The sequence below is a fragment of the Serratia sp. CY31944 genome (assembly GCF_052169175.1).
Taxonomy (GTDB): Bacteria; Pseudomonadota; Gammaproteobacteria; order Enterobacterales; family Enterobacteriaceae; genus Serratia; species Serratia sarumanii.
In genome coordinates, this window is sequence record NZ_JBJNLG010000015.1 from 34,685 (window position 1) to 49,473 (window position 14,789).

The following is a 14,789-nucleotide window of genomic DNA, read 5'->3' on the forward strand; positions in this document are numbered from 1 at the left end:
GCCGGGGAGCGCTACTTCAGGAAATCCTTCACGTCCAGCAGGATGAACTCGTTGTCATCCGCCATATTGGGCTGGCGGCTGGAGGAGAACGGGAAGTTGTTGTCGTTGCCGACGATGATGTGGTTGGCGTCCACCACGTCTACGTTCTCGATGGTGAAGAACGGGAAGGTCAGCACGCCGTCATTCAGCGGCTTGCGCGCCAGCTTGTTCGGATCCTGAATGTTCATCAGGTCGATATAGCCCAGTTTCTCGACCGGTTTGCCGACGTTGGCGTCCGAGAAGGCGATTTTATATACCCGTTTGAACTTGGCCACCTGGCTGAAGCAGTTGTCGGTCGGCGCGCCTGCGGCGCAGGCTTTATCCGGCGTGCCTTCGCCGTTGTCGCGCTCGATCACCAGCCCGTGGGTGGCGTCGATCATGTTGAAGTCGCCGATGGCGTTCTGGTTGTCTTCCAGCACGTACTGCCAGCTGCGGCCGGTCCAGGCCTGCTGTTTCACGTCGAACTCCAGCACCCGCAGGTAGCGTTTGCCGCCGACGTTCTCGAACTGCTCGCCGTCCCACAGCGCCCCTTCCAGCAGCGGGTAAAGCTTGCTGCCGTCCGGCGAGGCGGCCATGCCTTCAAAGCCTTTGGAGCGTGCCACCTGGAAGTTCTGCTTGCCGTCCGGCGCGCCCGGCAGGGTCAGCGTCGGGTTGTCCGGCGATTTCACCACCTTGCCGTCCACCTGGGTGTCGAACACCGCCAGCACCTTGCCGTTCAGGTCGGCCTTGATCAGGTAAGGCCCGAATTCTTCGCCGATCCATAAGGCATCGTCGGCAAACTGGAAGCTTTCCGGATCGAAATCGCTGCCGGTCAGATAACGCTTCTCGGTACTCTCGTTAATGATGTGGAACGGCACTTTTTTATCCGGATCGTGCAGGAAAACCGTCTTCAGCGGCGCGACCGTGCCGTCTTTGAAATCGATCTTGTAGTGGTTGAGATACAGCATGGCGTCCGGCGAGTTGGCCTTGCTGCCGAAGCCGTTGTCGGTCAGCACCCAGTAGGTGCCGTCGGGCATGTGTTTGATGCCGGAGTGGCCCTGCAGCGGCTGGCCGTCGATCGGCAGGCCGAGGCCGGTCAGGCGATCGGCGGATTTGCCCGCCACGCTGCCCAGCTCGGTGACGCGTTTGCCGCTGGTGTACTTGCCGCTCAGTTGCAGATCGCTCGGCGCGTCCTTCGGCGTGGAAACGGTGGATTTCACCGGCAGCAGCGCATGCCCCGCCAACGTCGCCGGTACCGGCTGCGCCTCGGCCCACAGGTTGGCGCTCAGCGCCATGCAGCCGACCAGCAGCGCCAGCCGGGTTTTGGTGTTGTGCATGTCATTGTCCCTTTTCGTTGTTATCGCCCAGAAGTAAAAGCAACGTCACTATAGGGAGCGGCAATGACAGAAATATTATTCGGCGAACGCCCGCCGGTAGCTGTGCGGGTGGAAGCGCCAGGTGATGGCGATCAGCACCACCACCAGCAGCGCGTGGATCTGCCAGTCCAGCACGAAGCCACCGCTGTAGTCGCGCAGCAGGCCGGAGAGGTAGGGTGTCACGCCCGCCAGCAGGAAGCCGACGCCCTGCATAAAGGCCACCAGCCGCCCGGCCGCCGCCGGCTGGTGCAGGTGATCGAGCGCCAGCACCAGGCACAGCGGGAACGCGCCGCCCAGCCCCAGCCCAGAAACCAACACCCACAGCCACGGCAGCGTCTGCGGCAGGTAAATCAGGCCGATAAAGCCGATCAGTTGCATCATCAGCGCCAGCAGCAGCAGCGGCCGCCGGTCATGATTGCGCGCCAGCGCCGGCAACAGCAGCGCGCCCACCACTTGGCCGAAGGTCATCAGCGCCAGCAGCGAACCGCTGGCCTGCGGTTGCCAACCGAGCTGCATGTAATACGGTGGCAGCCAGGCGATCAGGCTGGTATAGCCGCCGTTGATCAGGCCGAAATAGGCGCCGAGCAGCCAGGCGCGCCGGTTGCGCAGCAGGCTTGGCCCACGGTTTTCTCCCGCCGCGCCCAGGCGCGACAGCCCGCGGCTGACCGGCCACCAGGCCAGCAGCGCCACCAGCGCCGGTAACGCCCACCAGGCCAGCGCGCTGCGCCAGTCGTGCCCTATGCTCATCAGCCACGGAGTGATCGCCGCGCCCAGCCCACCGCCGCCCATCAGCGCCGCCGACCACAGCCCGGCTACCAGCGCCATGCTGTTGAGGAAATGATGCTTGATAATGCCGGGCATCACCGCCTGGATTACCCCGATGCCGAGCCCGCCCAGCACCGCGCTCATCAGCAGCTGCACGCTGCCGGGGGCCAGCTCGCGCCAAAGTGCGCCCAACCCAATCGCCAACAGGCTCAACGCCACGGCGTTACGTTCGCTGAACAGCCGGTTGATGGCGCCACCCGCCAACGCCATCAGGCCCATCATCAGCACCGGCAGCGTGGTCAGCAGCGCCGCGCCGCCAAAGCTCAGCCCGGTAGCCTGGCGCAGCGTCGGCAGCAACGGGCCAATCGAGGTCAACAGCGGCCGCATGTTCAGGCCGATCAACACCAGCGCCAGCAGCAGAGGGTTGAACCAGCGGCGCGAAGAAGGTGAATTAACAGAATGATTTAACACGGTATATTCCTGGTACTGCAAAATGAAGAGTGCGGCGTCACAGCGCGATCGCCGCAGCGTTGCGTTACTGTAGGCAACGCCGCTAGTATTGGGAAATTAAATAATAAAATAGCCAACAGTGGGAAAATGAATCGCTACCCGATGTTCAATCCGCAGCTGCTGCTCAGCTTCGTCGCCGTATGCGACAGCAACAGCTTCACCCGCGCCGCAGAGCGGGTGTTTTTGTCGCAGTCCACCGTCAGCCAGCAGGTGCGCCGGCTGGAAGAGATGCTGGGCAAGCCGCTGTTTGAGCGCTCCTCGCATCAGGTGCTGCTGACCGAAGAAGGCGTCAAGCTGTTGAGCTACGCGCGCCGCATCATCGCGCTGAATGAAGAGGCCCACGACGCGCTGACCGGCATCTGGCGCGACGGCGTGCTGCGGATCGGCATGCCGGAGGATTTCGCCGTGCCCACCACCGAGCTGCTGGCCGACTTCAGCCGCGAGCATCCGCACCTGCGGCTGGACGTCGCCAGCGGCCTGAGCGCCGATCTGCACAGCGCCTACGCGCGTGAAGAGCTGGATCTGATCCTGGTGAAACAGCGCCGCCGGCAACCGCCGCGCGCCGCGCGGCCGGAACCGCTGCTGTGGCTGGACAGCCTGGCCTTCCCGGCCATCGAGCAATCGCCGGTGCCGCTGGCGGTATTTCCGCTCAACGGCCTGTACCGCGACGAGCTGTGCCAGGCGCTGGACAACCTCGGCAAACGCTGGCGCATCGGCTACAGCAGCGCCAGCCTGGCGGCGCTGACCGCCGCCTCCGCCGCCGGGCTGGGCGTCACCCTGCTGCCGGCCGGCTGCCGTCTGCCCACGCATCGGGTGCTGGGCGAGGCCGAAGGATTGCCGCCGATAGACAGCTTCGAACTGGCGCTCTACTACCGCGACGGCGCTCCCGCCGCCACGCTGGCGCTGGCCCAGTGGCTGGCGGTGTTTTGCGGGTTGATATAAACGCCGGCACACGCCGATCATTACCAAATCGAATAGTCACCAGTGGCAAATGTCACTGCCAACCGGCCGGTTCCTCTCCTAAATTGGGGGATGTTTTCACCTCTCACCTCTGGATTAAGGAACCGAACGTGGAAAACCCTCAACAACCGGGCCGCAGAGCCTTCCTCAGCCAAACCGGCAAACTTACCACCGCCTGCGCGGTGATCGGCCTGACGGGAGGCATGGCGCAGGCCGCGTCACCGGGCGACGGGCAGTGCGCACCGGCACCGATGACCCTGACCGATCGCCACTACTGCCTGAGCGAGGTGCGGCTGGAAGACGGCTTTGAATACGACGGCGAAACGGTGATCGGCACCCGCACTGCGCTGTACACGCTGGAGATCAAAGACGGCAAGATCGCCGCCATTCACGCCGCCAACGCCGCGTTGCCCGCCGGCGTGCCCCGCTATAAGGCGCAGGGCCAGCTGCTGCTGCCGGCGTTTCGCGACATGCACATCCACCTGGACAAAACCTTCTACAGCGGCCCGTGGCAGGCGCCGCGCCCGCGCCAGGGCAAGACCATCATGGACATGATCGCACTGGAGCAGACGCTGATCCCGACACTGCTGCCCACCTCGCAGCAGCGGGCGGAAAATCTGATCGCCCTGCTGCAGTCCAAAGGCAGCACCGTGGCGCGCAGCCACTGCAATATCGATCCGGTCAGCGGCCTGAAAAGCCTGGAACACCTGCAGCACGCGCTGGAAAACCACCAGGCGGACTTCAGCTGTGAAATCGTCGCCTTCCCGCAGCACGGGCTGTTGCACTCCAAAGTCGATGCGCTGATGCGCGAAGCGATGCAGATGGGCGTGCAGTACGTCGGCGGGCTGGATCCGACCAACGTCGACGGCGCGATGGAGCAATCGCTGGACGCCATGTTCCAGATCGCCCTCGATACCGGCAAAGGCGTGGATATCCACCTGCATGAGACCAGCCCGGCCGGAGTCGCCGCCATCAACTACATGATCGCCACCGTGGAGCAAAACCCGGCGCTGCGTGGCAACGTCACCATCAGCCACGCTTTCGCCCTAACCACGCTGACGCCGGGCGAACTGGCGGAAACCGCCACCCGGCTGGCGGCGCAGCAGATCACCATCGCCTCCACGGTGCCGATCGGCGGCCTGATGATGCCGCTGCCGCAGCTCAGCGAGAAAGGGGTGTTCGTGATGACCGGCACCGACAGCGTGATCGACCACTGGTCGCCGTTCGGCACCGGCGACATCCTGGAGAAGGCCAACCTGTACGCCCAGCTGTACCGTGGCTCCGACGAGTATCACCTGTCGCGCGCCATGGCCATCTCCACCGGCGGCGTGTTGCCGCTGGACGATAAGGGCCAGCGCGCCTGGCCAAAAGCCGGCGACGCCGCCGAGTTCGTGCTGGTCAACGCCAGCTGTTCCGCCGAGGCGGTCGCCCGCCTGCCGGCGCGCAGCGCCACCTTCCATCAGGGGCGTCTGGTAGCCGGCCAGGTGAGCAAAGCCTAAGGTCGGTCCGCTGTTGTCATCATGATGACCGTTTTTGGCCTTCTGCCAGAGTAAGGCGCGGCGCAAGATGGTCGCTACACACACTGGCGGAGGGCCGAAAATGTCACAGAGCGCGTTATTGATCATCGATGTCCAGCAATCATTCCAGCACCGTCCATTCTGGCAGGAGGACGATCTGCCGGCGTTTCAGCAGGCGCTGACGCGCCTGATCGCGGGTTGCCAACAACGCGGCGCAGCGCTGGTCGATGTGCTGCACGTTTCGCCGCAGGGGCCGTTCTCGCTGGCTTCGGGCCATGTGCAGCGCCTGCCGTTCCTCACCCACCAGGCGGATATCACCGTGCATAAGCACGTACACAATGCGCTGACCGAATCCGGCCTCGACGCCTGGTTGCGCGAGCGGGATATCAACCACCTGATCGTCTCCGGCATCCGCACCGAACAGTGTTGCGAAACCACCACCCGGGTAGCGTCCGATCTTGGTTATCGGGTGACCTTCGTCACCGAGGCGACGCTGACCTTCCCGATGCGTCATCCCGACGGTGAGACCTTTACCCCCGCGCAGCTGAAGCGGCATACTGAAACCGTACTGGTCGATCGTTTCGCCCGCATCGCCAGCGTGGATGAGGCGCTGGCGCAACTCGCACAGGAGTAACCATGTCGCAGGCCGTCTATTTTCTGCTGTTGCCCAACGTGCTGTCGCTGGACGTCAGCGGCCCGGCGGAAACCCTGCGCCTCGCCGGGCAGTTCAGCCTGCATTATCTCAGCCCGGCGCCGCAGATCGTCTGCTCCATCGGCATGACGCTGAGCGGCCTGCAGCCGTTGCCCGAACGCCTGGAAGACGGCGCCATTCTGGTGCTGCCGGGCGTCGGCGATTCGCAGCGCTATTTCGCCGGGGAAGAGGCCGAGCAGGCGCGCCGCTGGCTGGCGACGCTGCGGCCCGATCTGCAGCGGCAGCGCATCACCCTGGTGTGCATCTGTTCCGGCGCGCTGCTGGCGGCGCAGGCCGGGCTGCTCGACGGCTATCAGTGCACCACCCACCACGACGTCATCGAACGTATCCGCCGGCAGGCGCCGGCGGCGCAGGTGAAAGAGAACCGTATCTTCGTCGAAGATCGCGGCGTCTACACCAGCGCGGGCATCACCACCGGCATCGATTTGGCGCTGCACCTGGTCCACCGCCACTGCGGCTCCGGCCGGGCGCGCGACGTCGCACGCGACATGGTGGTCTATTTCCGCCGCGCCGGGGACGATCCGCAGCTGTCGCCCTGGCTGCGCTATCGCAACCACCTGCACCCGGCGGTACACCGCGCGCAGGACGTGATGGCCGCCGAGCCGGAGGCCGACTGGTCGGTGCCGCAGGTGGCGGAAAAAGCGCACGTCAGCAGCCGCCACCTGGCGCGGCTGTTTCGCAACCACGTCGGCATCAGCGTGCGGGAGTATCATGAGCAGCTGCGGTTGGCGGTGGCGCAACAGCGCCTGCAGCAAGGGTATGGGTTGGAGAAGGCCGCACTGGCGGCCGGCTTTTCTTCCGGGCGGCAGCTGCGCCGCGCCCAGCAGCGCCAGCGCTCGCCGCTATGACACCAGCCGGCGGGTATCCAGCCGCTGCAGGCCGACAGACAGCAGCAGGCTGAGCCCCAGCGCCACGCCGAACACCCAGAAGATATCCAGCAGCGGGTGGCCGGTGAAATCCAGGTGCCGGCTGCGCATCACGTTGACGATAAGGGCGTGAAAACCGTAGATCGCCAGCGAATGGCGGGAGAACGTGCTCAACCAGCCGATCGGCTGCGGCAAACAGTGTTTCACCCACACCAGCAGCGCCACCGCCGCCATAAACACCAGCGGGCCGCTGTAGATGTAGTAGGTATCGGCGAAGTTGCCGTTGATGAACAGCTGGTGCTTGGTGCCGCGCGCGATCAGCACCGCGCACAGCGCAAATCCCAGCGCCGCCAGCCAGCCCACGGCGCGCCCGCGCGCCTCCATCATGCCAATCGCCCGCCCGGCCAGCGCATACAGCAGGTAGTAGAAGGTATCGCCGTAGATATACAGGTTAACCGGCAGCAGGTGCGCATTGCCGAAGGTCAGCTTGTCGGTATTCGGGTTGGCGATCGCCGCCAACACCACCAGCGCGGCGGCCAGGTAACGGCGCGACACCGGCTTGACGCTGATCAGCGGCGACAGCAGGTAAATCACCGTAATGGCGTAGAAAAACCACAGGTGGTAGAACACCGGCTTTTGCAAAATGCCGCGCAGCGACGGCCAGAAGCCGATCTTGGTGAAGGCCGCGATATAGATCAGCGCGATGGCGCTGTAGAACAGAATGCAGCAGGCGATACGGGTGAAATGCCGCCGGCCGGCGCTCTTTTCACCGAAGAACAGGTAGCCGGAAATCATGAAGAACAGCGGCACCGACACGCGCGACAGCGAGTTCAGTGCGTTGGCGATATCCCAGTTGTGCAGCCCTATCGCCGCGCCGTTGGTAACGTAATAGGTGGTGGCGTGGATCATCACCACCATCATGCACGCTATCGCCCGCAGGTTGTCTATCCAGCCGATTTTCTCGCTCAAACGCTCGCCCGATCTTGTGTCATATTGATATGTTAAGAAGAGGTTATCGGGCACGGCGTTCGGCGACAACCCAAAAGCGAAATATCAGAATGCACTTAAACAACACCTTATGATTGCGAAGGTGAACAATTGGCGGCAAAATAGCCGCCACAACTCGCTCAGTTTGCGCTTCCCGCCCTGGCAGTTCCTTTTTCTCTTTTACTATCAGTACAATAATATGAAAACGACATTACCACCTGCGGCACGTTTGGGCCGACAGGCGCTTTTATTCCCTCTTTGTCTGGTGCTGTTCGAGTTCGCCACTTATATCGGCAACGATATGATTCAGCCGGGCATGCTGGCCGTCGTGGCGGATTTCAACGCCGGCGAAGAGTGGGTGCCCACCTCGATGACCGCCTATCTGGCCGGCGGCATCTTCCTGCAGTGGCTGCTCGGGCCGCTGTCGGATCGCCGCGGCCGCCGCCCGGTGATGCTGGCCGGAGTGGCGTTCTTTATCGTCTCCTGCCTGGCGATCCTGTTGGTCACCACCATCGAGCAGTTCATCGCCATGCGTTTCCTGCAGGGCATCGGCCTGTGCTTTATCGGCGCGGTCGGCTACGCCACCATCCAGGAGTCGTTTGAAGAATCGGTGTGCATCAAGATCACCGCGCTGATGGCCAACGTGGCGCTGATCGCCCCGCTGCTCGGGCCGCTGGCCGGCGCGGCGCTGATCCACGTCGCGCCGTGGCAGAGCATGTTCGTGCTGTTCGCCGCGCTGGCGGCCATCGCCTTCTACGGCCTGTGGAAAGCCATGCCGGAAACCGCCACGCTGCAGGGCGAGGCGTTTTCCGCCGCCAACCTGTGGCGCGACTACCGTCAGGTGCTGGGCAACCGCCGCTTCCTGTGCGGCGCTTTGGCGATCGGTTTTGCCAGCCTGCCGCTGCTGGCCTGGATCGCCCAGTCGCCGGTGATCCTGATCAGCGGTGAGTCGCTGTCGACGCTGGATTACGGCCTGCTGCAAATCCCGGTGTTCGGCGCGCTGATCCTCGGCAACCTGACGCTGGCGCGCCTGACCGGCAAAAACAGCGTGGAGCGCCTGATCAAGCTGGGCGCGGGCCCGATGCTGCTGGGGCTGCTGATCGCCGCGCTGGCGACCCAGTTCTCCAGCCATGCCTACCTGTGGATGACCGCCGGCCTGAGCCTGTACGCCTTCGGCATTGGCCTGGCCAACGCCGGCCTGTACCGCCTGACGCTGTTCTCCAGCAACGTCAGCAAAGGCACCGTGTCGGCCACCATGGGCATGCTGAGCATGATGGTGTTCACCGTCGGCATCGAACTGGCCAAGGTCGCCTACGTCTGGGGCGGCAGCGGGCTGTTCAACCTGTTCAACCTCATCAGCGGCCTGTGCTGGTTGACGCTGGTGGCGCTGTTTATCGGCAAACGCCGCAACGGCGACCCCACGCCGCAGCCGACCGGCGCGGCTTAAACACGATAAACGCCGGTCCGGTTTCCCGACCGGCGTTTTTTTATGCGGCTTCAGCCGAGCAGACCCCACAGCGCATACCCCGCTCCCACCACCGCCCCCCCCAACAGCAGCAACGCCGACAGGACAGAGATCGCCCGCCGCGCGCGCTGCAGCGCCGTTCCCGACAGCAGGGTGATATAGGCCAGCAAGATGGCGAAGTCCGCCAGCACCCACAGTGCAGTCAACAGCGTCAGACTGGTGCCGATCGAGGGGGTGACGGCGATAAACTGCGGGAAAAAAGCGACGAAGAAGATAATGTCTTTGGGGTTGGCGATGCCCACCAGAAAACCGGTCAGGATCGCCGAGCGTTTTTGCGGCGGCGCAACGGGCTGCGCATCCGGGGTTCGCGCGGATAAATCCTCATACAGCGAGGCGATCGCCATGCGGCCGATAAACAGGCAACCCAGCAGGCCTATCCACTGCAGCAAGCGCTTATCCACCGCGAACAGCCCGGTGATAATCAGCGCAGCGACGCCGATCAGCAACAAGGAGGCCCCATTGCTGCCCAGCGCGGTCAACAGCGCGCGCCGGGCGCCAAAGCGCACCGCGGTGTTGGCCACCATCGCCACCACCGGCCCCGGCGTGGCGATCAGCAAGAAAATGGCGGCGAAATACGCCGCCAGCAACGACAGGTTCATCTTTATTTCACTCACATTCAGTCAGTTGGCGTCGCGCCATTATCCTGCCGCCGCCCCCGCCTTGAAAAAGGAGTAATCCTGTCGTTTACTGTGAATCAGACTCATTATTAGAGACGCCGCGATGGCCAGTTCCCTTCCGCCGCTTTACGCCCTGCGCGCCTTCGAAAGCGCCGCCCGCACCGGCTCGTTCACGCTGGCCGCCGAGGAGCTGCATCTCACCCCGAGCGCCGTCAGCAAGCACATCAAAACGCTGGAGCAGCACTTCGGCTGTCGGCTGTTCCAGCGCAACGGCCCGCGCATCGAGGTCACGCCGCAGGGGAAAATCTTCGCCGCCGAGCTGCAGCAAGGGTTTGGCCGCATCGAGCAAGCGTGCGAGTTGTTCAGAAGCCACCGCGATCTGCTGCGGCTGAAGGCGCCCTCCACGCTGACCCTGCGCTGGCTGCTGGACTGCCTGAGCCGGTTCCGGCAAACGGCGCAGGCGTTCGAGGTGCAGGCAGCCAGCGTCTGGATGGACATCGACAGCGTGGATTTTTTCAGCGAACCCTACGACTGCGCCATCCTGCTCGGCAACGGCCACTTCGGTGCCAACACCGCCGCCGCCAAGCTGTTCGACGAATGGCTGATCCCGATTTGCGCCCCTGCACTGCTCGCCGACGGGCAGCGCGATCTCGCCGCCTGCCCGCTGATCCACCCTTCGCCCGATCGGCGCGACTGGCGGCGCTGGCTGCAAAAAAGCGGCATCGCGGCCCCGATCGATCTCACGCGCGGCCAGGTATTTGATTCGCTGGAACAGGGCAACACGGCGGCCATCGCCGGGCACGGCGTCTCGATCGGCGATCTGGCGCTGAGCCTTCGGACGATTGAGGAGGGGTTATTGGCGCTGCCCTGTGACGCCGCCGTGCGTACCGGCGACGGTTACTATCTGGTTTGGCCGGAAGAATCGGCGAAGCGGCCGCTGATCGAACGCTTACAGGCGTTTCTGACCGCCCAGACGCCCGACGTCAGCCGGGCCGCCGTCAGATTTATCGAGTAGGGGAATTCGGCCTATCGCTCTTCGCGGGTATGCCAAATACGCAGAACATAAATCGTTGCCGGCTGCACCTGGTAACGTATCTCATAACGGCCGACCAGAATACGCCTCACTTCCTGCGGTAAAAACTCGTCCAGTCTTTCACCCAGGCGAGAATTATCAAGCAACGCTTTAGGCGCGGCGACCAAGGCCTTCACCGAATTCGCTGCCGCAGTACGGTTAGCCAAGGCAAGAAACTCAAACAAACGCGCCAAATCCGATAGCGCCTTACTCGTCCATTTTAACTCCATCAGCGCGGTACCGGCAGCGGATCGTCACTGTCCAGGCTGGCAGCCCAGGCTTCTACCGATTCATGATCGATAACGTTTTGCTGTTCGACATCGGCCAGCGCCGCCAGCGTTAACCGGCGGCGCTCTTCCTCTTGCTCGAGCCAGGCGGTGAGGGCTTGCTTCACTATCCATCCCCGTGAGCGTTCAAGTTTGGCGGCCATTTCATCCACCTTTTCAGCCAAAGGCAGCGGGACATGAGCGGTGATGACTTTCGTATTCATCGTCTTGCTCCTCAGTACAATCAATATCAATCAAAGTGATTAAAGCTGATTATACCGCCATCAGAGAACAAAAAACACGCAATCAGTTGCCAAACAACCCGCCGTCGCGCAGCAGATGCTCGTTACCCTTGCGGCGGGTAAAGCCGCTGCGATCGAAGAACTCCAGCACCTGGATCGCCAGCTTGCGCCCGACGCCGAGCCGATCGCGGAAGTCGGCGGCGTTGGCGCCGCCCCGCTCCGCATCCAGCTCGCGGATCAGCGCCGCGAACTGTTCGATGCGTCGGCTGAGGTAATAGCGATCCACCACCACCGCCGTCACATGGCCCAGCTGGGCCGCCTTGCGCAGCAGCGCCCGCACCCGGCTCTCCTCTTCGCCCAGTTCGCTCGCCAGATCGCGCACCCACCACGGCTCGTCGCCAAACAGCGGTTCGATGCGCGCCCACAGCGGCGCCTCTTCGGCGCTGAATGCCAGACCGTGTTCCGGCAGGTGCAGCCAGCCGCGCGTATTGCGCAGTGCGCCGGCCTTCAGCAGCCGATCGATCATCATAAACACCAGCGTTTCCGGCTGCTGGGGCAGGGCCATGCGCCGCAGACGGGCGCGCCCTAACCCCAACTGATCGGCGTGCTGTTGGTGGTACTCCGCCAGCACCTGCAGCAGCCGACTTTCCGCCTGTTGCACCTGCTCCTGCGCCAGCGCCCGGTCACCGACGATCAGCAGATCGCGGTTCGCCAGCAGTGCCGCCAGGCCGTCGTCGGTCAACTGACGCGCCCAGGCGAACGCCGTCAGAGACAGCGCGCCGTGCGGCAGCTCAAGCGTCAGCGCCTGCGCATCGTCCTGCGCGTTCGCCAGGGCCTGCAGCCATACCAGGTAGTCCGGCTGGCGCTTGCCGCGCTTGGGCGCGCTCAGCCTGAGCACCCGGGCCGCGCCCAGCGTTTGCCGTGCGCCGATATCGCGCAGCACCAGCCGATCGTTCTCCGCCAGCCACAGCGGGCGATCGAGGATCAGTTCCGCCAGCCCGTCGTTCAGCAGCGAAATGCGCCCGGTGATGTGGCTGGCGGCATGGTGCAGGTGCAGCGGCTGCCAATGGCGGATCGGCCGATCCGCTTCCAGCGCCACCAGAATGCGTTCCGCCGCCTCCGGCGGACGCTGCGCCAGCAGCCAGTCGCCGCGCGCGACACGGTCTTTATCGACATCGCCGCTGATGTTCAGCGCGATGCGTTGCCCGGCCTGCGCCTGTTCCACGGCCTGATTTTGGGCGTGCAGGCCGCGCACCCGCACCGGCGCGTCGGCGCCGGTCAGCCACAGCGTATCCCCCACCTGCACCCGGCCGCCGAGCGCGGTGCCGGTCACCACCAGCCCCGCCCCTTTGACGCTGAACGCACGGTCTACCGCCAGGCGAAAACGGCGCGTCAGCGCGTGCTCGCCGGAGGGCAGCGCCAGCAAATGCGCGCGCAGCGCCTCGATACCCTCTCCCGCCGCCGCGGTAACAAACAGCGGTGCATCGGGCCAGCCCTGGCGCGCCAGTTCGTCGCGCACCTGGCGGCGTACCTCGCCGACACGCGCCGCGTCCACCCGGTCGGCCTTGGTCAGCGCCACCGTCAGCGCCGGGCGCCCGCTCAGGCGCAGGATCGCCAGATGTTCGCGGGTTTGCGCCATCACGCCGTCGTCGCAGGCCACCACCAGCAACGCATGGTCGATGCCGCCGACGCCCGCCAGCATGTTGGCGAGGAATTTCTCGTGGCCGGGCACGTCGATAAAGCCCAGCACCCGGCCGTCCGGCTGCGGCCAGTAGGCGTAACCCAGATCGATGGTCATACCGCGGCGCTTCTCTTCCGGCAGGCGATCCGCGTTGATCCCGGAGATCGCCTGCAGCAGGGTGGTTTTGCCATGATCGACATGGCCGGCGGTGGCGATGATCATGAGGCGCTCAGCGCGTCGATCAGCGCCCCTTCCTGTTCCAGACAGCGCAGATCCAGCCACAGCCGGCCGTCACCGAGGCGGCCAATCACCGGCTGCGGCAAGCGGCGCCAGCGTTCGGCCAACGCTTCCAGCGTGGCGCCGCGGCCGTCGCGCGGCGTGAAGGTCAGCGCATAGCTGGGCAGGCGATCCACCGGCAGCGAACCGCTGCCAATTTGCGACCAGCACGGTTCGGCGCGCAGCTCGAAATCGGCGGTGAACCGTGGCATCAGCGCCGCCAGCAGCCGTTCGGCCGCCTGTTGCATCGCCTGCTGCGGGCGGGTCAGCAGCCGCAGCGTCGGCAGCTGCTCAGCCAGTTTTTCCGGCTGCAGATAGAGCCGCAGCGTGGCCTCCAGGGCCGCCAGCGTCAGCTTGCCGACGCGCAGCGCGCGCTTGAGCGGATGCTGCTGCAGGCGGGCGATCAACGCCTTTTTGCCGACGATGATCCCGGCCTGCGGGCCGCCCAGCAGCTTATCGCCGGAGAACGTCACCAAGTCGACGCCGGCGGCCAGCAGCCGCTGCGGCATCGGTTCGGCGGGCAGGCCGTACTGCGCCATGTCGATCAGCGAGCCGCTGCCCAGATCGGTGGCGGTCGGCACGCCCTGTTCGGCTCCGAGCTGCGCCAGTTCGGCCTCGTCGACCGCCGCGGTAAAGCCCTGAATGCTGTAGTTGCTGGTGTGCACTTTCATCAACAGGCCGGTCTGCTCGTTGATAGCCTGGCGGTAATCTTTCAGATGGGTGCGGTTGGTGGTGCCGACCTCCACCAGTTGGCAGCCGGCCTGGCGCATCACGTCGGGTATGCGGAATGCGCCGCCGATCTCCACCAGCTCGCCGCGCGACACCACCACCTCTTTGCCGGGGGCGATCGCCGCCAGCATCAGCAGCACCGCCGCCGCGTTGTTATTGACAATGCAGGCGTCCTCCGCGCCGGTCAGCCGGCACAGCAGATCCGCCACCGCCCGATCGCGATGGCCGCGCCCGGCGCCGTCGAGATCGTACTCCAGCGTCACCGCCTCCCCCATCACCGCGCTCACCGCCTCCTTCACCGGCTGCGCCAGCAGGGCGCGCCCGAGGTTGGTGTGCAGCACGGTGCCGCTGAGGTTGAACACCGGCAGCAAAGCCGGGCGTTGCTGCCGGGCCAGCTCGGCCCGCAGCGCCTGCGGCCAGTCGCCGCACCAGGCGGGTAAACGTTGCTGTTGCCCGATCGCGTCGCGCGCCTGGGCCTGCAGCCGGCGCAGCAGTTCGCCGATCAGCGTCTGGCCATGCTGCGCCACCAGCGGTTCAATCGCGGGTTCACGCAGCAGGCGGTCGATGGCGGGCAGTTGGCTGTAAAGAAGGTGGGATTCAGTGCTCATGGTCGCTCGGTTTTCAATTTAGACGTATCGGCATAGCAAAACCCCGCCGCGGCGGGGAGAAA

14 protein-coding genes are annotated in these 14,789 nt (G+C 64.7%); 6 read left to right on the top strand and 8 right to left on the bottom strand.

Annotation, left to right across the window (positions count from 1 at the left end; all coding sequences use genetic code 11):
• Positions 1-11: 11 nt before the first annotated feature.
• The gene (locus ACJ8IN_RS16020) at positions 12-1,355 is read right to left on the bottom strand and encodes an esterase-like activity of phytase family protein (protein ID WP_060424157.1); all 1,344 of its coding nucleotides are present in this window, start codon (positions 1,353-1,355) and stop codon (positions 12-14) included.
• A 75-nt stretch (positions 1,356-1,430) separates the two neighbouring features.
• Positions 1,431-2,630 carry a cyanate transporter gene (locus ACJ8IN_RS16025; protein WP_060424156.1) on the bottom strand — a complete coding sequence of 400 codons (1,200 nt, stop codon included), beginning with the start codon at positions 2,628-2,630 and terminating at the stop codon, positions 1,431-1,433.
• Positions 2,631-2,756: 126 nt separating this feature from the next.
• Between ACJ8IN_RS16025 and ACJ8IN_RS16030 the strand changes: the two genes are divergently transcribed.
• The 4 genes from ACJ8IN_RS16030 (at position 2,757) to ACJ8IN_RS16045 (ending at position 6,706) form a co-directional block, all read left to right on the top strand.
• Entirely contained in the window at positions 2,757-3,611 is an 855-nt protein-coding gene (locus ACJ8IN_RS16030) for a LysR family transcriptional regulator (protein ID WP_060424154.1), read from the top strand.
• 128 nt (positions 3,612-3,739) lie between these two features.
• Positions 3,740-5,128, top strand: coding sequence for an amidohydrolase family protein (locus tag ACJ8IN_RS16035; RefSeq protein WP_060424152.1), 1,389 nt, complete (start codon positions 3,740-3,742; stop codon positions 5,126-5,128).
• 100 nt (positions 5,129-5,228) lie between these two features.
• Complete coding sequence (locus tag ACJ8IN_RS16040) at positions 5,229-5,780, top strand: isochorismatase family protein (RefSeq protein ID WP_033636578.1); 552 nt, start codon at positions 5,229-5,231, stop codon at positions 5,778-5,780.
• A gap of 2 nt (positions 5,781-5,782) precedes the next feature.
• The gene (locus ACJ8IN_RS16045; protein WP_047569911.1) at positions 5,783-6,706 is read left to right on the top strand and encodes a GlxA family transcriptional regulator; all 924 of its coding nucleotides are present in this window, start codon (positions 5,783-5,785) and stop codon (positions 6,704-6,706) included.
• On the opposite strand, the gene ACJ8IN_RS16050 is transcribed toward ACJ8IN_RS16045, so the two are convergent.
• Positions 6,701-7,693, bottom strand: coding sequence for an acyltransferase (locus ACJ8IN_RS16050; RefSeq protein WP_060424151.1), 993 nt, complete (start codon positions 7,691-7,693; stop codon positions 6,701-6,703). The genes ACJ8IN_RS16045 and ACJ8IN_RS16050 overlap by 6 nt on opposite strands.
• Before the next feature lie 217 nt (positions 7,694-7,910).
• Here ACJ8IN_RS16050 and ACJ8IN_RS16055 point away from each other — a divergent pair, with 217 nt between their 5' ends.
• The gene (locus tag ACJ8IN_RS16055; RefSeq protein ID WP_041038165.1) at positions 7,911-9,158 is read left to right on the top strand and encodes an MFS transporter; all 1,248 of its coding nucleotides are present in this window, start codon (positions 7,911-7,913) and stop codon (positions 9,156-9,158) included.
• 50 nt (positions 9,159-9,208) lie between these two features.
• On the opposite strand, the gene ACJ8IN_RS16060 is transcribed toward ACJ8IN_RS16055, so the two are convergent.
• Complete coding sequence (locus tag ACJ8IN_RS16060; protein ID WP_060424149.1) at positions 9,209-9,835, bottom strand: LysE family translocator; 627 nt, start codon at positions 9,833-9,835, stop codon at positions 9,209-9,211.
• Between the two features lie 121 nt (positions 9,836-9,956).
• Between ACJ8IN_RS16060 and ACJ8IN_RS16065 the strand changes: the two genes are divergently transcribed.
• Complete coding sequence (locus tag ACJ8IN_RS16065; RefSeq protein ID WP_060424148.1) at positions 9,957-10,868, top strand: LysR family transcriptional regulator; 912 nt, start codon at positions 9,957-9,959, stop codon at positions 10,866-10,868.
• A gap of 11 nt (positions 10,869-10,879) precedes the next feature.
• Here the strand turns inward: ACJ8IN_RS16065 and ACJ8IN_RS16070 are convergent, their stop codons facing one another.
• From ACJ8IN_RS16070 to selA, 4 genes are all read right to left on the bottom strand, one after another.
• Positions 10,880-11,155: a type II toxin-antitoxin system RelE/ParE family toxin gene (locus ACJ8IN_RS16070; protein ID WP_043148289.1), complete on the bottom strand. Its 276-nt coding sequence runs from the start codon at positions 11,153-11,155 to the stop codon at positions 10,880-10,882.
• Entirely contained in the window at positions 11,155-11,415 is a 261-nt protein-coding gene (locus ACJ8IN_RS16075; protein ID WP_033649526.1) for a CopG family ribbon-helix-helix protein, read from the bottom strand. The genes ACJ8IN_RS16070 and ACJ8IN_RS16075 overlap by 1 nt, the downstream gene beginning before the upstream one ends.
• 82 nt (positions 11,416-11,497) lie before the next feature.
• Positions 11,498-13,336, bottom strand: coding sequence for a selenocysteine-specific translation elongation factor (gene selB / locus ACJ8IN_RS16080; protein ID WP_308325329.1), 1,839 nt, complete (start codon positions 13,334-13,336; stop codon positions 11,498-11,500).
• Positions 13,333-14,727: an L-seryl-tRNA(Sec) selenium transferase gene (selA, locus tag ACJ8IN_RS16085; RefSeq protein ID WP_060424145.1), complete on the bottom strand. Its 1,395-nt coding sequence runs from the start codon at positions 14,725-14,727 to the stop codon at positions 13,333-13,335. Before selA ends, selB begins: the two co-directional genes overlap by 4 nt.
• Between the last annotated feature and the right edge of the window lie 62 nt (positions 14,728-14,789).